19 protein-coding genes are annotated in these 20,409 nt (G+C 70.1%); 11 read left to right on the plus strand and 8 right to left on the minus strand.

All coding sequences use genetic code 11. From position 1 onward, the window contains the following. The coding region (locus tag D7Y13_RS19835) for an AAA family ATPase (RefSeq protein ID WP_120630743.1) at positions 1-1,303 on the plus strand (1,303 nt) is incomplete at its 5' end. Positions 1,304-1,322: 19 nt separating this feature from the next. Here the strand turns inward: D7Y13_RS19835 and D7Y13_RS19840 are convergent. Then, positions 1,323-1,688: a hypothetical protein gene (locus tag D7Y13_RS19840; protein WP_120535075.1), complete on the minus strand. Its 366-nt coding sequence runs from the start codon at positions 1,686-1,688 to the stop codon at positions 1,323-1,325. A gap of 243 nt (positions 1,689-1,931) precedes the next feature. Between D7Y13_RS19840 and D7Y13_RS19845 the strand changes: the two genes are divergently transcribed. Together D7Y13_RS19845 and D7Y13_RS19850 are read left to right on the plus strand one after the other, a co-directional pair. Then, complete coding sequence (locus D7Y13_RS19845; RefSeq protein ID WP_120535785.1) at positions 1,932-2,717, plus strand: alpha/beta fold hydrolase; 786 nt, start codon at positions 1,932-1,934, stop codon at positions 2,715-2,717. Positions 2,718-2,825: 108 nt separating this feature from the next. Further along, on the plus strand, positions 2,826-3,692 hold the full coding sequence (locus D7Y13_RS19850) for an SGNH/GDSL hydrolase family protein (RefSeq protein ID WP_120535784.1): 867 nt from the start codon (positions 2,826-2,828) through the stop codon (positions 3,690-3,692). Positions 3,693-3,710: 18 nt separating this feature from the next. Here the strand turns inward: D7Y13_RS19850 and D7Y13_RS19855 are convergent, their stop codons facing one another. Further along, the gene (locus tag D7Y13_RS19855; RefSeq protein WP_439329231.1) at positions 3,711-4,517 is read right to left on the minus strand and encodes a GspE/PulE/PilB domain-containing protein; all 807 of its coding nucleotides are present in this window, start codon (positions 4,515-4,517) and stop codon (positions 3,711-3,713) included. Positions 4,518-4,685: 168 nt separating this feature from the next. Next, positions 4,686-5,054 (minus strand): Spx/MgsR family RNA polymerase-binding regulatory protein, encoded by a 369-nt coding sequence (locus D7Y13_RS19860; RefSeq protein ID WP_120535782.1) that lies wholly within the window; start codon positions 5,052-5,054, stop codon positions 4,686-4,688. A 77-nt stretch (positions 5,055-5,131) separates the two neighbouring features. Here D7Y13_RS19860 and D7Y13_RS19865 point away from each other — a divergent pair, with 77 nt between their 5' ends. The 5 genes from D7Y13_RS19865 to D7Y13_RS19885 all read left to right on the plus strand — a co-directional run bounded on the left by D7Y13_RS19865 (position 5,132) and on the right by D7Y13_RS19885 (position 11,500). After that, positions 5,132-6,577, plus strand: a complete 1,446-nt coding sequence (locus tag D7Y13_RS19865) for a right-handed parallel beta-helix repeat-containing protein (protein ID WP_233595642.1) — start codon at positions 5,132-5,134, stop codon at positions 6,575-6,577. Positions 6,578-6,751: 174 nt separating this feature from the next. Next, positions 6,752-7,759: a lysylphosphatidylglycerol synthase transmembrane domain-containing protein gene (locus tag D7Y13_RS19870; RefSeq protein WP_233595643.1), complete on the plus strand. Its 1,008-nt coding sequence runs from the start codon at positions 6,752-6,754 to the stop codon at positions 7,757-7,759. 121 nt (positions 7,760-7,880) lie between these two features. Then, entirely contained in the window at positions 7,881-8,291 is a 411-nt protein-coding gene (locus D7Y13_RS19875) for an SET domain-containing protein (RefSeq protein WP_120535780.1), read from the plus strand. Positions 8,292-8,486: 195 nt separating this feature from the next. Then, a complete protein-coding gene (locus tag D7Y13_RS19880) occupies positions 8,487-10,103 on the plus strand; it encodes a DUF1592 domain-containing protein (RefSeq protein WP_120535779.1) in 1,617 nt (538 codons plus the stop codon). Between the two features lie 11 nt (positions 10,104-10,114). Beyond that, positions 10,115-11,500: a DUF1552 domain-containing protein gene (locus tag D7Y13_RS19885; protein ID WP_120535778.1), complete on the plus strand. Its 1,386-nt coding sequence runs from the start codon at positions 10,115-10,117 to the stop codon at positions 11,498-11,500. A gap of 124 nt (positions 11,501-11,624) precedes the next feature. Here the strand turns inward: D7Y13_RS19885 and D7Y13_RS19890 are convergent, their stop codons facing one another. Next, positions 11,625-12,911 (minus strand): pectin acetylesterase-family hydrolase, encoded by a 1,287-nt coding sequence (locus tag D7Y13_RS19890; protein WP_279637099.1) that lies wholly within the window; start codon positions 12,909-12,911, stop codon positions 11,625-11,627. A 292-nt stretch (positions 12,912-13,203) separates the two neighbouring features. Here D7Y13_RS19890 and D7Y13_RS48725 point away from each other — a divergent pair, with 292 nt between their 5' ends. After that, positions 13,204-13,893: a hypothetical protein gene (locus D7Y13_RS48725; RefSeq protein ID WP_120584205.1), complete on the plus strand. Its 690-nt coding sequence runs from the start codon at positions 13,204-13,206 to the stop codon at positions 13,891-13,893. Here the strand turns inward: D7Y13_RS48725 and D7Y13_RS19900 are convergent. Beyond that, the gene (locus D7Y13_RS19900) at positions 13,884-16,022 is read right to left on the minus strand and encodes an ATP-binding domain-containing protein (protein ID WP_120535787.1); all 2,139 of its coding nucleotides are present in this window, start codon (positions 16,020-16,022) and stop codon (positions 13,884-13,886) included. The two genes, D7Y13_RS48725 and D7Y13_RS19900, sit on opposite strands and share 10 nt — an antisense overlap. A 363-nt stretch (positions 16,023-16,385) precedes the next feature. Between D7Y13_RS19900 and D7Y13_RS19905 the strand changes: the two genes are divergently transcribed. Further along, complete coding sequence (locus D7Y13_RS19905; protein WP_120535776.1) at positions 16,386-17,210, plus strand: hypothetical protein; 825 nt, start codon at positions 16,386-16,388, stop codon at positions 17,208-17,210. 57 nt (positions 17,211-17,267) lie between these two features. Further along, positions 17,268-17,423 (plus strand): hypothetical protein, encoded by a 156-nt coding sequence (locus D7Y13_RS45755; protein ID WP_158620400.1) that lies wholly within the window; start codon positions 17,268-17,270, stop codon positions 17,421-17,423. A gap of 138 nt (positions 17,424-17,561) precedes the next feature. On the opposite strand, the gene D7Y13_RS19910 is transcribed toward D7Y13_RS45755, so the two are convergent. The 3 genes from D7Y13_RS19910 to D7Y13_RS19920 all read right to left on the minus strand — a co-directional run. Continuing rightward, complete coding sequence (locus tag D7Y13_RS19910; protein ID WP_147452467.1) at positions 17,562-19,169, minus strand: hypothetical protein; 1,608 nt, start codon at positions 19,167-19,169, stop codon at positions 17,562-17,564. Positions 19,170-19,299: 130 nt separating this feature from the next. Next, positions 19,300-19,803 (minus strand): DUF2780 domain-containing protein, encoded by a 504-nt coding sequence (locus tag D7Y13_RS19915; protein WP_279637100.1) that lies wholly within the window; start codon positions 19,801-19,803, stop codon positions 19,300-19,302. A gap of 97 nt (positions 19,804-19,900) precedes the next feature. Continuing rightward, a partial coding sequence (locus D7Y13_RS19920; RefSeq protein WP_279637101.1) for an NUDIX hydrolase occupies positions 19,901-20,409 on the minus strand: 509 nt, incomplete at its 5' end.

The following is a 20,409-nucleotide window of genomic DNA, read 5'->3' on the forward strand; positions in this document are numbered from 1 at the left end:
CCCTCCGCCCCCGCTGGTGCCCGTGGGCCTGGGCGGCGAAATCGAGGGCGGCCGCGACGTGGGGCCCCTCTTCACCCAGGAGCAGGTGTCCCTCTTCGAGCGCCGCTTCGACGACGGCCACCACCTGGTGCGCGGCGTGGCTGGCAGCGGCAAGACATACGTGCTGGCGCACTGGGCCGCGCGCTACCTGCTGGAGAACCCGCGTGCCCGCGTGCTGGTGTCCTTCTACAACCGCTCGCTCGCGCCGCTCGTGGACAAGCTGCTCGTCGAAGCGCTCACCGTGCGCGCGGGCGCGGAGAAGGTGCGGCCGCTCAAGGCCCAGGTGACGGTGAAGCACGTGGGCGCGCTGCGGCGCCTGGAGCCCCACGCCTTCGACGCCGTCTTCGTGGACGAGGCGCAGGACATGGACGCGAAGGCGCTGGCGTCCCTGCACGCGCTGGTGCGCCCCCGCGTGGGCGAGGACGGCCGCGAGTCCCGCTGCTTCCAGTTGTTCATGGACGACTCGCAGAACGTCTACGGCCAGGTGCCCATCGACACGCTGAAGGAGCAGCTGCCCGAAGGGCTGTCCTTCCGGGGCCGCACCCGCGTGCTCAAGGAGACCTTCCGCGCCACGCGCGACATCCTGGATGTGGCCTTCAACGTGGTGTTGGATCCGTTGCGCCAGCACCGCGTCACCGACCCCGGCATGCGCGAATACATGAAGGCCGGAGAGCTGGCCCGCGAACGGCTCCTGTGGCTGCCGGAGGAGACGCTGGAGGGGCTCTACCGCGTGCAGTCCACCGAGCGCGGCGGCGTGCTGCCCCAGGTGAAGGCCTTCGCCTCCAGCCCCAGCGAGGCGCGCTGGGTGGCCAAGGAGGTGGCGCGGCTGGTGCGCGAGGAGCACGTCCACCCCGGTGACATCCTGGTGGTGGCGCCCGTCATGCCCGCGTCGTTCACGGAGGCGCTGCGCAAGGCGGGCGTGCCCGCGGAGGCCTACGGCGGCAAGGGCGGGCGGGACGTGGCGGACTTCCGGGTCAGCGGCGTGGACCACGTGCGCGCCACCACGGTGTTCTCCTGCAAGGGCCACGAGTGCCCCGTCGTCTTCTTCGCGGGCCTGGAGGCCCTGGACTCCATCGAGGCGTGGATGGCGGGCGCCCGCCAGCGCACCGAGCGCGAACACGAACGCATCCGCCGCGCGATGTTCTACGTGGGGGCCACCCGCGCCATGAAGCGCCAGTACCTCACCGGTGTGCGCGGAGGCCGCTTCCTCCAGGTGGCCGCGTCCTACGTGGAGACGCTGTCCGGCCACCACCCGGCGCCCTGAAGCAGGGCGCCCGACAGCACTACATCCGCCAGCCCGTCACGCCCGCGCGCTTGCCGAACGCCGGCTGTCCGTACACTTCACGGAAGCGGGCGCGCAGCATGTCGAACGTCTGCTGGAGATCCGCCGTCGCCGGCTTCGCCTCCGGCAACTGGCCACCCATCCGCGCGAAGCAGCGGCCCATGGCACCGTCCAGCCACTGCGTCACCGTGGCGGTGTCCTGGTCCTGCAACCGCTCGAACACGGACAGGGCGCGCTCCAGCGTCTCGCCCACCAGCTCCGTGGAGTCGATGGTGCTGCCCGCGCACAGCTTCGCGGCCCGTACCTCCAGGGCCGGACGATGCGTGCGAACGAACTCCCCGAAGGCATGCAGATTCACGATCACCATTCTTAGACCTTCGCCCCCTCGTTGTCAGAACGCGCGACAACAAAATCCTTGGCTCTCGGCTTTTATGCGTCGCGTGATGAAAAATGGTGGTGACGCTGACCCAGGGGCCACCAGGAGTCTCAGGAAGCAAGACGGCGGGGGGACTTCCCGTTGTCCGGGTGGCCTGCGAGCCTTCATGTGGGGTGGGCGGGCAGAGCCCGGGCGCCAGCGCTGTTCCCTGGCGCGCCTGACAGGGAGACGCGAATGCGCCGCGCGGTAGAGCTGACGGACATTGGTGGTGGATGTGAGGAAGGGCCGCGCGTGCTGCTCCTGCCGGGGCTGGGTGCGCGGGGCGCGGGCTTCCGGGCCCTGGCCGAGCGGCTGGCGGACGTGGCGCGTCCCATCCTGGTCGAGTACCCGGAGGGCGAGCATGCGGCGTGCGGCGCCCGCGCGCTGGCGGAGCAGGTGCTCCGGGCGGCGGGGTCGGTGGACGCGGTGGTGGCCAGCTCCTTTGGCGGCATGGTGGCGGCGCACCTGGCCGCGGGCGGGGCGACGCGGGGCGTGGCGTTCCTGGGCTCGTTCACGCGCACCGCGCACGTGGGCCCGCGCGGTCGGCTCATCGCGATGATGGGGCCCATCGCGGTGCTGGGGCGTCCGGGGCGTGTCGCGGCGTCGCTGGCGGCGTGGCGGCCGGTGCCCTCCGCGCAGGTGGCGGACGTGGTGCCCACCACCCTGCTGGAGCGCCTGACGACGCTGCGTCGCGCCTTCGCCATCCACTCCGAACCGCCGCCGCCGGACCTGCGCGCCTCGAAGGTGTCGTGCCTCTGCATCCAGGGGGACCGCGACGTGCTGGTGCCTCCCGCGACGCTCGCGCGACTGGTGGCCTCGCTGCCGGACGGCACGCCCCGGCACCTGCTGCGCGGCGCGGGCCACGTGCCCTACTTCTCGCACCCGGAGGAGTGCGCGCGGCTGCTCGGGCCGTGGCTCCAGACGCTCGTGCCCATGGGGCTGGGCGCGGCGGCGGGCGCGGACCTGGGCTCCGCGGCCTGAGGGCGCGCGAGGCCGTCGCGACCTTGACGCACGGGGCCGGCTGACGGATCCGCCCTCCCTCCGGGGGGGTGTACGGATGCGCGCCCGGGAAGTAGTTTGCGACCGCCGATGTCGACCTGTTCTCTTCGCGCGCTCCTCCTCCTGGCGTCCCTGTCCACGGCGGCCCATGCCGCCTCGCAACCCGCTCCCGGGCTGACGGCTTCGCCGGTGCTGCCCACCACCCCGACCCAGGAGGTGGCCCCCGCGCCAGCGCCCGGGCCCCGGCGCACGGTGCTGCTGCTGGGTGACAGCCTCATCGCCACGGGCTTCGGGGAGTACCTCCAGACGCAGCTGGCCGCGCACCCGCGGATCCGCTGCGAGCGCAGGGCGAAGTCGTCCACGGGGCTGTCCCGCCCGGACTTCTTCGACTGGCTGGAGGTGGGGCAGCAGGAGGTGCAACTGCACCAGCCGGACGTCGTGGTGGTCATCCTGGGCGGCAACGACGGGCAGGCCCTGCACACCAAGGTGGGCCAGGCCACCGTCGCGTGGGGCAAGCCGGACTGGGAAGAGGGCTACCGGCAGCGCGTGCAGGAGTTCACCACCGCCATCTCCGCGCCGGGCCGCAAGATTGTCTGGCTGGAGCTGCCGGCCACGGGACGTCCCCGCTTCGAACAGAAGCTCACGTTGATCCGCGGCCTCCAGCGCGAGGTCATCGCCGCCCGCGAGGACTCCGTGCACCTGGACACGCGGCCCTTCTTCACCGACGCGCGCGGCAAGGCGCTGCACAAGGCCCCGGTGGAGGGCTTCCGCAAGCCCATGCGCCTGCGCATGACGGACGGCGTGCACTTCACCGTGGCGGGGGGGCGCTACTTCGCGAACAAGGTGTACCCGGAGGTGCTGGGCGTGCTGGGCCTGGAGCCCGAGCAGAAGCACACCGCGCGTCCCCCCGTGGCGCCCGCGGCGGACGCGCGGGCCCACGCCGCCGCGTCACGCTGACGGCGTTTCTTCTCCGCGTCAGGAGTGACCGGACCAGGAGGACTCGCTGCCCGCGTCCGGGCGCAGCTTGCGGACGGCGCGCAGCAGCAGCTCCTCGTCGCGCGGGTTCGCGAGGAAGCCCCGCGCGCCCAGCTTCCGCGCCCGCTCGAAGCCCTCGTCGTCCGACGTGCCGTGCACGATGAGCGAGCCTTCGATGTGGACCTCGCCCGCGAGCAGCCCCTCCATGGCCTGCAGGGGCGCGAGCACCACGTCGTTGTCGCGCGTATGCAGCACCTCCAGCGGAGAGGCGACGCGCGACGTGATGCCATTTCGCGCCAGCGTGCGCGAGATCAGCACCGCGGTGACGGGCGGCCATCCGTAGAGCATCAGCGGAGGGCTGGGCACGACCGGGCGGTTCGGCTCCGGCGCGGCGCTTCCCACGTCGCGGATGCCGTAGAGGGCGCTGAGTGCGCGGGACAGCGCGCTGTCGGAGGCCAGGTGCGGCTCCACGCGCGCCTTGCCGGACACGGCCCGCACGTCGTCCACCGCGTCCAGGGACAGCGGCGCGGGCACGGCGAGGTGGAGCACCTCGCGGTCCTCGCGCTGCTCCAGCCCCAACGGCACGACGCCGTACTGCCGGGCGATGCGCGCGGGCACCAGCGAGGTGAGTGAGCGGTCGAGCGGGTGCCGGTCCAGGTCCACCGCGTCCACGTCGAACTGGACGGCGAGCCCACGCAGGACATCCGCCTCCGTGCACACGCCCTCGCTCACCAGCGCGCGTCCCAGGGGGACCCGGACCTCGTGATGGTGCACGAGTCCCAGCCGGAGCTGGCCTTTGTCGACCACTCCGAGTTCCAGGAGGATTTCCCCCAACGGGCGTCTGGTGCCGATTTCCATGCCCTCTCAACGTGGCAACCGCGCCCGCGCGCGACGACAGACGACCGAGCGCCCGTCCGCCTGCCCGCCTTCAAGCTCCGTGAAGGCGGGCGGCACGACGGAGGCCGGTCTGGCCTGCTACCCCCGGGCGGGGAAGAGGGCTTCGTAGGACTCGGGCTTGAAGCCGATGGTCACCGAGGTGGGGGTGACGAGCACGGGCCGCTTCACGAGCTTCCCGTCGGCGGCGAGCCACTCCACCAGCTCCGCGTCGGAGGCGGCGTCGACCTTCTCCTTGCCCAGCGCGCGGTAGCTCTGGCCACTGATGTTGAGCCACTTGCGGACGGACAGGCCGCTCAGGGCGATCCACAGGAGGAGTTCGGACACGGTGGGCGGCTGCTCGACAATGGGTCGCGTCTGGAAGGAGACGCCTCGCGCCTCCAGCCACTTCTGGGCCTTCTTGCAGGTGTCACACCCGGAGTACGCAAGCACGAGGACGTCATCGGACATGCGCGGCTTCTAGCAGACCCGAAGCATGTGGGACGCGCGTGCTAGCAATCCATGGAACACCCCCGGGAAGAGTGCACATGAACCGCCTGCGAATCCGCCCCGTCGTCCTGTCCGTCCTCTGCGCGCTGCTGTGCGGGGTGGGGTGCGCGGGCGAAGGCGTACCGGAAGCAGAGGTGCCCTCGGGACACATCCCGGACAGCGGGCTGATCGGGCGTGACGATTCGGGAACCCCGGAGCGCGACGCAGGGACTTCCGATGACCGGGACGCGGGAGCCTCCGATAACCGGGATGCGGGCACGTCCGGGGACACCGACGCGGGCGTGGCCGACGCGGGTCGTGGCGACGCGGGCACGGTGGACGCAGGTGCCGCGGACGCGGGCAGGACGGATGCGGGGGCCCCCGACGCGGGCAGCACCGATGGCGGCACGACGATTCCCACCGACGGCGGCACGCAAATCACGGGCACGCTGCCCACGCGCCTGACGCTGGCCGGTTCCCCGTACCGCGTCGTGGGAAATGCCCAGTACGTCGTCACCATCCCGGCGGGCCAGACGACGACGGTGGAGCCGGGCGTCATCATCGACTTCAAGGGCAACCCGGACGTGACGAAGGCGGACGTGCGGGACGGCGCGCAGGACGTGATGAACCACCAGAACGGCCGCGTGGAGCTGCGCGTGTACGGCCGCATCCTGGTGCAGGGCACCGCGCAGTCTCCGGTGACGCTCACCTCCACGAATCCCTACGGCTGGTGGGGCATGAACTTCTTCGGGGAGGCGTCGAAGGGGACCGGGGATCCGTCCTTCGTGCACATGGTCTTCGAGAAGGTGCGCAAGAACGAATACAACGGCGACCGGGACCGCACGCGCGGAGCGCTCTGGGCGTACTACCCGGGGCCGGTGACCATCCAGCACTCGCTCTTCCGCGACAACGAAGCCTCCGGCAAGTGCGGCGCGCTGGACCTGATGTTCACGGACGGCTCGGTGGTGACGGACACCGTCTTCGAGAACAACCGCACGCTCGACATCGACCGCTTCGCCACCGGCAATGGGGCCACCTCCGGCGGCGGCGCGATGTGCGTCACCCACGGCCGCAACTCCACCGTGCGCGGCAACACCTTCCGGAACAACACGCTGTCGGCCTTCCGGGGCAGCCACTCCAACGCGCTCGTGTCGCGCACCTACGAGGTGTGGCCCAACGGCGCGAACCACTACGACCTGGGCGGCGGCGGGGCGCTGCACTACTTCCAGCCCGACAACGACCTCATCGAGAACAACCGCTTCGAGAACAACGCCGCCGTGGGCGGACCGGGCGCGGCCCTCTACCTGGAGGACGTGCCCAACGCGGGCGTCACCGTGAAGGGCAACCAGTTCATCGGCAACCAGGCCGGCGCCGGGGGCGTCATCGTCTGCAACCGGGGTGGAGGCTCCGGCATCGAGCTGGTGCTGGGCGCGGGCAACACCTTCAGCGGCAATACCGTCAACGGCGCCGCCGCTCCCCAGGTGACCGGAGACTGCGCGCGCTGACCCCGCGACCATACGCGGCCAGCCCACCGGGCCCCTGGACTCCCTCCGGGGGGGCAGACGGCCTGCCATGCCCCCCGACCTGCCCCGGAGTACGCCGAAGCGCATCCTTCCGGAAACCGTCGCACCACCGGAGGCAGCGAACGCATGGAGGGCACCCGCGCGGAACCCACTCCCTTGCTGGAGGAACCGCTGGAGGTGCCTCCGAAGCGACGGCGGGGCTGGTGGATTCCGGGCGCGCTGATGCTCGTCGCGCTGCTCGCCTTCATCTTCTCCCGGCATACGGAGGAGAAGCAGTTCCTGGACCTCGTGCGGCAGGCCCGGCCCGCGTGGCTGCTGGTGGCCGCCGCGTGCCAGCTGGGCACGTACCTGTGCGTGGCGGGCATCTGGTGGACGGTCCTGCACCGCTACCAACTGCGCGCCTCGCTCTGGTCGCTGGCGCGGCTGTCGCTGATGAAGCTGGCGTTCGACCAGGTCATCCCCACCGGCGGCGTGGGCGGCTCGCTGCTCGTCGGACGTGGCCTGCGCAGTGAGGGCGCGAACCCCGGCACCGCGGCGGGCGCGGTGCTGCTGACGGTGCTGTGCTTCTACGTGGCGCAGGCGCTGGGCGTGGGCGTGAGCCTCTTCTTCCTCTGGCGCAAGTCGGAGCTGAGCGACTGGATCCAGTGGCTCGTCACCGGCTTCGGCGTGCTGGCGGTGGCCATCCCGGTCTGCATCCTCTGGGCGACGCGGCACCGCGAGTGGAAGCCGGGCCGCTGGGCCCGGCGAATCCCCGCGCTGGGCACGATGCTCAAGGCCATCGCGGAGGTGCCTCCCGGCATGCTGTTGGATCCCGGCCTGCTCGCGCGCGGCGTGGCCCTGCAACTGGGCGTCTACGTGCTGGATGCGGCCACGCTCGGCGCCATGCTGCGCGCGCTGGGCCAGGAGGCGCCGCTGAGCACCGTGTTCGTCTGCTTCATGGTGGCCTCCATGGCGGAGACCGTGTCCATCATCCCCGGGGGCGTGGGCACCTACGAGGCCGCCTCCGTGGGCATGCTCAACCTCTTCGGCGTCCCGGTGGAGGCCGCGCTCGCGGGCACGCTGCTGCTGCGCGGCTTCACCCTGTGGCTGCCGCTGCTGCCCGGCCTGTACCTGCTGCGCCACACCTTCCGTGGAGGCCCCACGCCCGGTCGGCAGCCGGGCTGACGTCCCTGATTCCCCGCCTTATCCGAAAGCCTCCTCACGTCCGTCGCTGACCGCTTTCCGTTGTCGCCCGGGTGCGCGATGGTTGCGGTCCGTGGACACTGGAAGCGGAGACGAAGCGCGGATGAACCAGGGCTCGGCGTTGTTCCTTCATCCCGGGGTGAAGGTGCGGCCCTGCGAGTGGGGGATGGGCGTCTTCACCGATGCCTTCATCCCCGCGGGCGACCTTATCGAGGAGTGCCACTACCTCAAGGTCCCCCAGCGGCAGTGCCGGGGCGAACCGCTGGACGACTACGTCTTCGAGATCCGCTGGCACCGCCACGAAGAGCCCCGCAAGGGCGACTGGGTCGCGCTCGTGATGGGCTACGGGATGATCTACAACCACGCCAGCGAACCGAACGCGTCCTACAGCCGCGCCGTGGACCGCGATGTGTTCCGTTATCACGCACTGCGGGACATCCACCCCGGTGAGCAGATCTTCATCAGCTACGGGGAGAACTGGTGGACCGCGCGGGGTGAAGAAGTCCCGCCCTGAGTCGCGTCCGCACCGTGTGCGTACCTGACAGGTGCGTCCCCACCTCGGATCCCGTGGGGTGGTGAGATTCCTCTCAGGAATGGCGAAACGGTCGGAAATGAAATCCCCGCTGAAAGCGTCGGCCGCAAACAGTAGGATGAAGTCCGCCTGCGCGCCGGTCCTCAGGCCGCGCGGGTGCGAGGAATGCCAGACACCATGCCACTGCGTCGTTTCTATCTGTCCTCCGCTCTCGTGCTGTCCGCTTCCGCGTGCACCGGCAACATCGGTGGACAGGATGAGGCCCCCGAGAGCGCGGCGGCTCCCGCACGCGTGCGCCGGCTGACGCGCGAGGAGTTCAACAAGTCCGCGTCCTCCGTGCTGGGCACCCCCGTCGACATCGCCCAGGGCTTCGCGGCCGAGGACACCATCCTCGGCTTCTCCACCCACGAGCGGCTCCAGGTGACGTCGCTGCTGGCGGATCAAATCGACACCGCCGCGCTCTCACTGGCGGAAGCCGGCAAGTCGCAACTCAGTGACTTCTACACGTGTCCCAAGACCGTCACGGCGGACGACTGCGCGAAGTCCTTCATCCAGAGGGTGGGCGCGCGCGCCTTCCGCCGGCCGGTGACGGCGGAGGAGGAGGCGGACCTGCTCGCGCTCTTCAACGCGGGCAAGCAGGGCGGCAACATGAGCACGGGCGCGGAGCTGGTGCTCCAGGCGCTCTTCTCCTCCGCGTCGTTCCTGTACCGCACGGAGCTGGGCCCCGACACCGCTCGCAAGGGCCAGGTCGTGGAGCTGACCCCCTACGAGGTCGCCTCCGAACTGTCCTTCATGGTGACCGGGGGGCCTCCGGACGCCACGCTGCTCGCCGCCGCCCAGGCCGGTTCGCTGACGTCGCCCGACGAGCGTGAGAAGCAGGCCCGCCGCCTGCTCCAGACGCCGGAAGCGCGCCTGAAGCTGCGCCAGTTCTTCATTGAATGGCTGGGCATCAGCGGCCTGAACAAGGTCAACAAGAACAACCAGGTGTACCCGGACTACAGCGTGGAGTTCCGCGACTCCATGGTGCGCGAGCGCAACGCCTTCATCGACTCCATCGTGAAGGACCACGCGGGTTCGGTGGAGGAGCTGCTCAGCGCGAACTACTCCTACGTGGATGAGACGCTCGCGAACTTCTACGGAGGGCTTGAGCGCACCAACGTGGACGACGAGGGCATGGGCCGCGTCACGCTGCCCCCGGAGCGACTGGGCATCATCACCCAGGCGGGCGTGATGTCCACCTACGCCCACTTCGACTCGTCCTCGCCCATCAAGCGCGGCAAGTTCGTGCTCACGCGCCTCTTGTGCCGCACGGTGCCCGCGCCGCCCGCGAACGTGTCCACCATCCCTCCGGCCGTGTCGGAGAACGCCACCACGCGCGAACTCTTCGCGGCGCACACCAACAACCCGGCCTGCGCCAGCTGCCACAAGACCATCGACCCCATGGGCTTCGGCATGGAGAACTTCGACGGCCTGGGCCAGCACCGCACGGAGGAGAACGGCCGCACCGTGGACGCCACCGGTGGCGTGGTCGCCCCGGACGGCACCCTGACGAAGCCCTTCACGGGCGGCGCGGAGCTGGGCCGCTACCTGGCGACGAGCGACGAGCTGGCCAACTGCGTGCCCCTGCAACTGGTGCGCTACGCGATGGGACGTGACGAACACGCCTCCGACACGCAGATGCTCGACGCCATGCGCACGGGCACCTATCGCCAGGACCATCTGAAAGTCACTGAAGCGCTCGTCAGTCTGGTGCGCTCGGCCTCCTTCACGCAGCGGCGTCTGCCCACCCGTTGAGCCAGAACCCCATGCCCCGCGATCTTTCCCGACGCAGCATCCTGAAGCTCCTGTCCGGCACGGCCATGGCAGCGCCCTTCGCGCACCTGCTCACCAGCTCCGTGGCCGAAGCGGCCGACGCCGCCCCCCTGCGCTTCATCGCCCTGTTCACCCCCCATGGCGTCCTGCCCGAGTACTGGACGCCCAAGGGCGGTGAGACGGACTTCAACATCGACTTCGAAAACTCCGTCCTCCAGCCCCTGCAGCGCCACCGCTCCAAGCTGCTGGTGCTGGACGGCCTGGACTACCGCGTCCTCTACGAGCACGGCCGCACCGGCCATGAAGGCGGCCCCGTCACCTTCCTCACCGGCAGCGAGGTGGTGGTGGACAGCGGCGATGAGCTGCCCGCGGGCCCGTCCCTGGATCAGGTGATTGGCAACGCGGTGGGCGGCTCCACGCAGTTCCGCTCCCTGCAACTGCACGCCTTCGAGCAGTTCGGCGCCCAGCACGTCTACAACAGCATCAGCTTCACGGAGAACGGCTCGCGCGTGCCGTTCGAGCTGAACCCCGCCAACGTCTACAAGCGGCTCTTCGGCAGCATGGGCGGCTCCAGCGCGGAGGCGCAGGCCATCCTCCTCAAGAGGAAGAGCCTGATGGACTACCTCATCAAGGACGCCACCCGGCTGAAGAAGCGGCTGGCGACCGCGGAGGGCCAGAAGCTGGACACGCACCTGGAGGCGCTGCGCGACATTGAACGGCGGCTCACCAACGTGGGCGCGCTGGGGTGCGTGAAGCCGGAGGAGCCGTCGGACGCGCTGAGCGACCTGGGCAACCTGGACAACATGCCCGGCCTCACCCAGCTGCACATGGACCTCATCGCCCGGGCGTTCGCGTGTGACTTGACGCGCGTGGTGACGATGACGATCCCCGGGCCGTCCATGCCGTGGATCGACATCCCGGAGGACATCCACAACGACATCGCGCACCGCACCGACACCCAGTCGCAGCCGGAGCGCACGGAGATCCGCCTGCGCATGGTGCGCGTGCAGCAGTGGTACTCCGAACAGCTGGCGCTCCTGATGGACTCGCTCGCGGCCATCCCGGAGGGCAGCGGCACCGTGCTCGACAACACCGTCATCCTCTGGGGCAACGAGCTGGGGGACGCGGCCGGCCACATGAACGTGTCCATCCCCACGGTGCTGGCGGGCGGCGCGGGCGGGAAGTTCCGCATGGGCCGCTACCTGGCCCTGCGCCCCAACAACCGCGACCCCCTGGGCAACTGGGAAGGCCCGGGCAAACCGCTGGCGGGCGCGGTGGAGCACAACAAGCTGCTCACCTCCATCGCCCAGGCCTTCGGCGTCAACGTGGACCGCTTCGGCCACGAGGCCTACACCGGCACGCTGCCCGGCCTCACCTGACGCCTTGAGGTCGTCCCAGGGCCTTTGCACGGGCCCTGGACGCGGGGCCCTGAAATGACAACGGGAGCGGGCCTGATGCTGGCCCGCTCCCGCTTTCATTTCCGGCTGCCGTGAAGCGGTGGGACTACCCGCCGAGCGCGCCGTTGATGAGGGGGGCGAGGATGCTCATGCCCGCGTCCTCGTTGTTGTAGTTGTTGGCCGGCTCGTAGATGCGCACGCGCTGGTTGCCGTTGATGAAGCGGCTCAGGAACACGTCCATCGACACGAACTCGCTGTGGCAGGCGTAGGACTGCCAGGGGCTGGAGGCGTACTCGTACCAGTACTTCTTCTCCATCTTCTGGCAGGCGTGCGCGCCCACGAACGTGATGATGGTGCTGCAGTGGCTGGCGTTGATGGCGCGCTGGTGCGGGATGAAGTAGCTGAAGTTGTTGTACTTGTTCAGCTCCGCGACCAGGGCGTCCTGGTCCTGCTTCCAGTAGGCGTGGATGGAGGCCTGGTCGTTGGGCGTCTTGAAGCGCTCATACGAATAGCGCGAGTAGTTGAAGTCCAGCGTGTAGCCCGTGTACGCGAGCTGGTCGTTCGGGAACTCCGTGGCCACCATGCGGTTGATGGTGCCCATGTCGTTGATGCTGAAGCTGGCCGGCAGCAGGCTGAACACCGAGTCCAGGTTCCACGACGAACGGATCTTGTCGTGCAGCGGGCGCGACAGGGAGTTGCCGTTCGGCGCCATGAAGATGGGGCCGGAGTCGTTGAGCAGGTAGCCGCGCGCCGGGTTGATGGCCTTGCGGATGAAGTAGTAGCCGGCAGACGTGGACGTGCCGCCCGCGCTGTAGCCCGTCACCAGCAGCTTCTGCACGCTGGGGAAGTTCGCCTTGGCGTAGTTCGCCGCGGCGATGGTGTTGGTGTAGCCGGAGTGGTGCCACACGAGCGGCGCCTGGCCCCCGGTGGTGTCCGTGTACGTCTTCACGTTGTTGCCGATGTGCACGTCGCCCGTGCAGTACGGCAGGTAGACGATGTTCCAGTCCTTCGTGACGATGTCCTTGCGGTCACGGAAGGGCAGGCCCGGGTCCGCCCCGTTGACGATGGGGGACACGTACTTGGCCGTGAACTGCGTCATGTAGTCGTCGGAGATGCCGTTGGGGTTCGCCGCCCCCAGGATGCCCGTGCGGCCGCTACAGGAATCGTAGTCCCAGCACGCACCACCGCCCTCCATCATGAACAGCAGGTTGGGCGACGACGTGCGGTGCACGAAGAACTTGTACTGCGAGCCATTGCCACACTTGGTGCCGGGCAGCGTCACCTTCTGCCAGTTGTAGGTGTTTCCGCCGTCCACCAGGACGTCAACGATGCCTTCCACCAGCACCTCGGCGCGAGCCGAGCTCACGGGGGCGGCGAGGGCCAGAAGGCTCATCCAGAGAAAACTTCTCATGCGGCTTCCTCCACAGGGGGATTGGGTTGCGACCGCGAATGATACGCTTTGTTTATCAGTCGGAACCAAGGAAGCTGCGTAGGAGCTGAAAATAGTGAACTTCACGGAGGATGCAGGTTTCCAGTGGGAAGGATAGGTTTTGCCATCCCGCGTCAGGGATTGGGTGGAAATTGATGCGTCGCGGCAAGTCTTAAATGTATCATTTGCGCATTGCGTCGCCGTGTCTGCGTGAATGGGTTGCGGTGGGCGGCGGGCGCGCGGTATGGCCTTGGGCATGAGCACGCGCGCGCGGTGGAAGCTGCCCCTGGGCACGGCGGGAGTCCTGGCCCTGGCGGCGGGGGCCTGGCTGACCTTCGGAGGCTCCCCGGCGGACGACGCCCAGGGGCCTGTTGCCGCACCGGCCGCGATGACGCCGGCAACGCCGCCTCCGCCTGTCTTGAACGCGGGGCCGGCGGTGCCTCGCACGCGGGACGGCGGGCTGGACCTGGCGGGCGCGGCGGCGGCCCAGGTGCAGGCCCAGGCGCCCCAGGAGGAGCCCTCCGGGCCCTACCCGGTGGACCTGGAGGCGCTGCGCGCGAAGCTGCCGGACAACCTGTACTGGGAGACGGGCGTGCCCACGAAGGAGCCGGCGGAATTGCGGCGGCGCGCGGAGGTGGAGGCGAAGTGGAACACCCTCTTCGGCCGGGTGCAGTCCAACGAGGCCACCGTGGAGGAGGTGCAGCAGCACTTCGAGCACCGCCGCAAGGTGTCCGAGGACGCCATCTCCTTCGCCACCACGATGCTCGCGGACTACGGCGACAAGCTGCCGTCGCAGGACCAGGGCCTCTTGGAGCTGAGCGTGCGGATGCACCGCACGCGGCTGGCGGAGCTTCCCCGGCAACAGGAGGAAGCGCTCGCGCGCCGCGAGGCCCATGCCCAGCGGCAGCGCGAGTGGCGTGAAAGCGGCGGCGGCCGTCAGCCCTGAAGCGGCTCCACCGCCCCGGGGAAGGTCCGGATGAGCGGGGAGCGCACGGCGGAGGAGGCCACCCAGAGCTGGTGGGAGGAGCGGGTGACGGCGACGTGCAGGCGGCGGCGGGCCTCGTCGTCCGCGGGGTAGGCGCGGGCCGTCACGTCCGGCAGGACGACGTAGTCGAACTCCAGCCCCTTCACGTTGTCCACGTCCGTCACGTCCACGCCGGGCTCGAAGGAGAAGTCTCCTTCCAGCACCAGCCGCGCCCAGGGCATCTCCGCGATGACGCGGTGGAAGGACTGGGCGGCTTCCCGGCTGCTGGCGATGACGCCCACGGACGCGTGCGGCTCGCGCAGCACCAGGTCGCGCAGGGCGTCTCCCAGGAACAGCCACGCCTGGGCCTCGTCGGGGAAGTGGTGGAAGCCCACGGGCGCGCCCTCACGGCCGGCCTTCGCGGGAGACACGGGGGCCTGGGTGCCCAGCACGTGCTGCGCCAGCTCCACCACGGGGCGCGGGCAGCGGTAGGACACCTGGAGCCGGCAGGTGGCGGCGTCGCGGAGGCCCAGCTCCTCCAGCGCGGCGTCCCAGCCGGCGAAGCCCGCGGTCGTCTGTTGCATTTCGTCGCCCGCGAGCGTGCAGCTGCGGCTGTCGCCCAACAGCTGCCCCACGACGAAGAGCTCGAAGAGGGAGAAGTCCTCCGCCTCGTCCAGCACCACGTGCGCCAGCCGCTCCGCGCCCAGCGCGCCCCGCTGCGCCTTGAGGAACATCAGGATGGGCAGGTCGTCGAAGTCCAGCGTGCCCGCGAGCGCGTCCGGCGTGTCGGACTCAATCGTCTTGCCATCCACGGTGACGAGGCTGTCCGGGTCGTAGTCCCGGTACTGACGCTCCAGGGGCGTGGCCGTCTGGAGCTTGGTGTGCTCCACCGTCTCCTCCACCACCGTGCGCGGCAGCTCGCCTTTGGCTTCCGCCACCACGGACTCCAGGAAGGCGCGGTCCATGAACGCGTCCGCCAGCCGGATGCGCAGCCGCTCCAGGGTGAGGGGCTGCGGGGCCTTGGCCCTGGGCAGGCTCACGCGCTCCGCCAGCCGGCGGCGCAGCACGGGGTGGCGCTTGAGTCGGGAGACGAGCGCGGGCGTCTCCGGCGCCAGCTTGAGGCCCGGCACGCTGAAGGCGGAGCGCGCGGTGCTGAGCGACCAGGACTCCAGCGTCTCCACGGACACCTTGCCCAGGCCCAGGGGCGCGAGCAGCCGGCGCGTCAGCCGGGCCAAGCCCTCCTCGGGGACGACGACCTTGGTGCGCGCCTGCGGGAACTTCTTCGCGTCGTCGAAGGCGACCTTCGCCAGCCGGTGCAGGGCCACGGTCGTCTTGCCGCTGCCCGCGCTGCCCAGCACCAGGAGCGGCTGCTCCGGGCCGGTGCTGACGGCGGCGTACTGCTCCGCGTCCAGGAGCGCCGTCACGCCGAAGGCATCCTCGACATGCGTCGTGCCCCGACCCACGCCCAGGGCTCCGGGGCGGGCGGCGGTGCCGGTGCCGCCGGAGAGGACGGAGGTCGCGTCGCGGCCTCGCGCGTGCCACCGGCCCTGGGCGTCGCGCTGGAGCAGGTGGGGGCCGGTGCTGATGCGGGTGAGGACGCCCTTCTCGATGATGACCAGCCGGCGCGCCTGCACGTCGCCCTCGGAGAGCCGGTCGCCGAAGTACTCCTCGTAGGAGTCCCCCTCCTCGTAGTTGTAGAAGACGCGGGCGACGGGGGCGAACCTCCAGTCGATGACGCGCACGCCGGCGGCGAGGTTGGCGAAGCTGGTGCGGCCGAGCAGGTAGTCGCGCTCACCGGTGGGGCCCGCGAGCCGCAGGTGGGCGAAGTAGGGGGCGTTGCTGTCCGGCAGGGGCACGACTTCCTGCCGCTCCAGCATGGAGCGCACTTCGTTCATCTGGGTGAAGACGTGCGGCAGGTCCGCCGCGTGCGCGGTGGTGGCGTCGTCGCGCAGCACCTGCAGCTGCGCCATCAGCCCCTGGGTGTCCAGCGTCCGCTCCGCGGCCTGTCGGCGCGCTCCGGCGAGTGCGTCCTGGACCCGTGACAGCAGGGCTTCTTCCTCGGCGATGAGCGCGAGCGCCTCCGACGACAGCTCCTGCTCCGGGCCGGTCATGTCCTTTCCTTTCGCGCCGCGCGAGGTGTCCGGCGTCACGCCGGTTCCTTCTGCTGCGTGCTTCGCGGCGCGCGCAAGGTGACGTCTGGTTCATCCGGGGTCAACCCGTTGGTTTTTTTGGCCGTCTTGCTAATGTGAGGATCGTGGTCGCAGCGCCCGGTTCGGCCCTCCCACGTTGCTTTTGTTCCCCTTCGCCTTCCGCCGTGGCGGGTTGCCTCCCCGGGGGACGAGGCGGGTGTCCTCGACTGATCGCTCCGGGTGTCCGTGTGTCGGCTGGCGGCGCGCACCGCAGGCGGGTGGCTTCTAACGGCGCGCGCGGCTTGCTTGCGTCCGCATCCATCCCGAACACGGAGGAAGCACCGGATGAGCACGATGAACTCGCCGTTCCGCTGGACGCTGTCACTCGCCGTCGCGTTGGGGGTCGTCACGTCGGCGCGGGCCCAGGAGAGCGAGCCCCTGACGGAGACGGAGACGGAGACGCGCACGACGACCGTGACGACGGAGCCGGTGCGGCCCGAGGGGCGCATGGGGCTGGAGTTCGCGGTGAGCGGGAACGTGGGCTTTGGCGCGGGCTATGTCTACAAGGACGGCACGAGCCCCACGGGCACGGTGGAGAGCCTGAAGATCACCGACTCCGCGAAGGTGTCCATCCCCGTCATCGCGGAGGTGGGCTTCCGCGTGACGCCGAAGTTCTATCTGGGCGTGTGGGGCAGCTGGGAGAAGGTCTTCACCAAGGAGAACCCGATTTCGTGCCCGACGGGCTTCGACTGCTCGACCTATCAGTGGCGCGTCGGGCCGGAGGTCCGCTACCACCTGTCGCCGATGGGCGGCTTCGATCCCTGGATTGGCCTGGGCGTGGGCCTGGAGTTCCTCAAGAGCCACGTGCAGGGCACCACGCAGGTCCCGGTGGCGCCGGGTGTCGTCGTTCCGGCGGAGGTGGACACACGGGTCACCGACAAGGGACCGACCTTCGCGCGCCTCGCGTTGGGCGGAGACATCCGCCTCACCCGCGCCCTGTCGGTGGGGCCCATCATCACCGCGTCGATTGGCAGCTACACGGTTCGCACCGGAACCCAGACGCTGAACATCACCGGCGTGGGTGAACGCCCAGGGACGCTGGCCCGCGTGGATGATGGCTTCCACGGCCTGTTCACCGTGGGCCTGCGGTTCGCCGTGCTTCCGCTGTGAACCTCGGGGACCCGGGTGAGGTGTCTTGGGGCGCGACCCCACCTCCCCGGAGGGAGCATGTCTCGCAAGGCGTACGTCGTGGTGGCCGGGCTGGCGCTGCTGCGGGCCCTGGTCTTCGTCTGGCGGAGCACCGCCGCGCGGCCCGCGACCGTTCGCGCGGACTCCGCGGCCGTCACCCCGGGGAGCCCCTGGCGGGCGGACGTCTGGGATTGAGCTGTCACTCACGTTCACGCGTGCTCGCTGAACGGGCGTAGGACTGCGGGGAGGAGACGCACGTCGTGAGGGCCGTCGCGACGTGCGCATCCTCCCAACGGTGAGGGGTGAAACCCGTCACCGGAATCCTGGCGGGGCTCAGGCCGCCTTCTGCGTCTGGTTTTCTTCCATCCACTGGGCCAGGTCCGCGGCGGTGCCCTTCTTCTCCAGGGGTGGGGTGATGGCCGTGCGCCGCGACACCTCCAGCTCCCAACTGGCATTGAAGTAGGGGCCCACCTTGATTTCGGGCGCGAGCGAGATGCCCTTCTGCGTGTAGGGCGTCGCCTTGAGGCTCACGTCCGCGTCCTTGCCCGCGGCCTTCAGCGAGCCCGGCACGTCTCCGGTGATGAGGCGCTCCAGGGCGCCGCTCTCCTGGAGCTTGCGCGAGTTGCCCTCGATGCTGACCTCCACCGCCATCCCCACGCCGTTGCCCTGGTAGGTGCCGGCGCCGTCCACGGACAGCGTCACCTTGCTCTTCTTGCCGGCGCCCATCTGCTCTTTCGCGGAGCCGAGCGTGCCCTTCGGATCCTCCAGGAGCGTGTCCACCGTCACGCCGGAGGGGATGGGATAGCGCGTCTCCATCTCCACCTTGCCGTTGACCTTGCCGGTGCCGCCCAGCGACACGCCACCCTCGAAGGGCAGCTTCATGTTGTCCGGGCCGGTGACGGTGCCCTTCGTGCCCAGCCCCTTGCCCAGGCCCCCGCTGAGCTCCACCTGCAGGTTCTCCTTGAGCACCAGCTCGGAGGGCTTTCCCTCCTTGAACTCGATGCGCAGCGACTTCTCCCCCCGGCCCTTGATGCCCCCGCTCGCCGAGTCCACCAGCGTCCCCTTGAGGTCCAACTCCGCGGTGACCTGCGCGACGCTGGCGCCGCGCACCTCCATGGCGGACATCTTGCCCTGGAGCCAGTCCAGCTCCTCGGGCGAGGGCTGCGGCCTGGGCGTGCCGGCGATGTTGCACTCCGCGCCGGACTGCATGCGGCCCAGGATGTCCTGGGCCTTGGCCACATCGTCTGGCGTGTCGAGCTTGTATTCGACCTTGCCGCCGCCACCGCCCAGCGCCTTGAGGTCCAGCCCCTTGAGCTTGCCGGTGCCAATCCCTCCCAGCACCTCCGCGTCCATGCTCAGCGTGTAGACGGGCTTTGACTCCCTGGCGCCTGTCTTCGGGTCTGTCTTCTCCTCCGCGTCACAGCTCACTTCGTACTGGGCCTTCGTGTTCAACCGGCCCAGCTTGATGCCGCCGTCGAACCCGCCGGACAGCAAGTACTTGTCGCCGGGCTTCATGGATTCGATCTGCTTCTTCGCGTCGAGCACCTCGGGCTTCGCGTTGCTCAGCGCCTTCAGCGTCCCGTCCACCTTCGACTCCAGCCAGGCGTAGCCGGGCAGGTTCTGGCGCGCGGTCTCCTGCAACTGCTCCAGGACCCCCGGCGGCTCCGCGGTGGCGCCCACCCCGCCCGAGGCCTGCACCTCGGGCGGGGCGCCCGCCACGCCGCCGGCGAGTCCCAGCCCCGCCTGCGCGCCCTCCACGCCGCCCGCGATGCCTCCGCCGGCAAGGGTCCCCCCCGGTCCCCTTGCCTCGAACACGTCCGCCGCGCGTCCGACGGCGGGCCGCTGCGACGGACGGGTCGCGGGGCCCTGCGTCGGCGGTTCGGGCGGCCGACGCGGGACGACCGGAACGGACGGAGGTTGCGTGCGCGAAAGAAAGGTCATGGCCGGCTCCTGGGCAGGGTGGGACCCGCCTCACCCTTCCAGGACATCCGGGCCGGAATTCTTTTGCATTGCTGGCCGCATCTTCCGAAGCCCTGGACCTCCCAGGTCCAGGGCCCGGGGGCCAAGGGGACTACTTGCCCAGGAGTCCGCCGAGCATGCCGCCCAGCCCGCCACCGCCCTGGGGGCCGCTGCCGCCGCCCGCGAGCATGGGGGCCACGGCGAGGATCTTGCCCACGAGGCCCGGATCCAGCCGGGACTTGAGGAAGTCGAGGAGCAGGGGCGCCACCAGGGCGGCCTTGCCCGCGTCCAGGTTGAAGCGCTGGAGGATGGCCACCACACCGGCCACCTCGCCCGCGTGGGCCGCCGCGCCGCCCAGGGCGCCCATCAGACCGCCACCGTCGGCCGCGGGAGCCTGTGCCTGGGCCTGCTGCTGCCAGCCCTGCATCTCCGGGATGGATTGCTCCATCTGCTTCGCCGCGTCCGGGCCCACCTTTTCCTGCACCGTGCCCTGCACCATCTTCAGGAGGGAGCCCGCGAGCCCCTGCGCCTGCGTGCCATCCACTCCAAGCTGCTGCGAGAGCTGTCCGATGAGGTCCATGCCGCGCTCCTTCGTGTGTCCGCGTGAGAGGCGCACCGTTGTAGCGGGCCGGGAGGCAAAGCTCGCGGGAAACCGTGGGGGCGGGGCTTGCGAGCGTTGGTCCGCGGACGCCCCCTCGCCGCGCGTCCGGCCCCTACAGTCGGGTGAAGGACCAGCTCACCGCGCTGCCGTTGGCGTAGGGCATGACGCCGTGGAAGGGGCGGGGGTCCGCGTCGAACACGAGCGGCAGGAAGTGCCGGTCCCCGTCCCACAGCGACAGCGACAGGATGGAGGACACGGGGACCCACGACAGGGAGCCCTCGGGGTTCTTCTCCAGGGGCGTGCCCTCGAAGGCGTCGATGCGGAAGATGAAGCCCAGCCAGTCCTCGCCGTGCTTGCCGAACCCGGGCCAGGACAGGGTGCCCCGGAGCACCATGCGCGTGCACTCGATGCCGGCCTCCTCGCGGATCTCCCGGCGCATGCACGCGGCCACGTCCTCGTCGCGGTCCAGCTTGCCGCCCAGCCCGTTGTACTTGCCGTAGTGGGCGTCATCCGGGCGGGCGTTGCGGTGGATGAGCAGGACCTGCTGCCCGTCCGGCGACAGCACGTAGCCCAGCGTGGCGACGATGGGGGTGTAGGGCATGGGGACGGCCTCCTGGGGGC

It is taken from the genome of Corallococcus praedator (assembly GCF_003612125.1).
Classification (GTDB): Bacteria; Myxococcota; Myxococcia; order Myxococcales; family Myxococcaceae; genus Corallococcus; species Corallococcus praedator.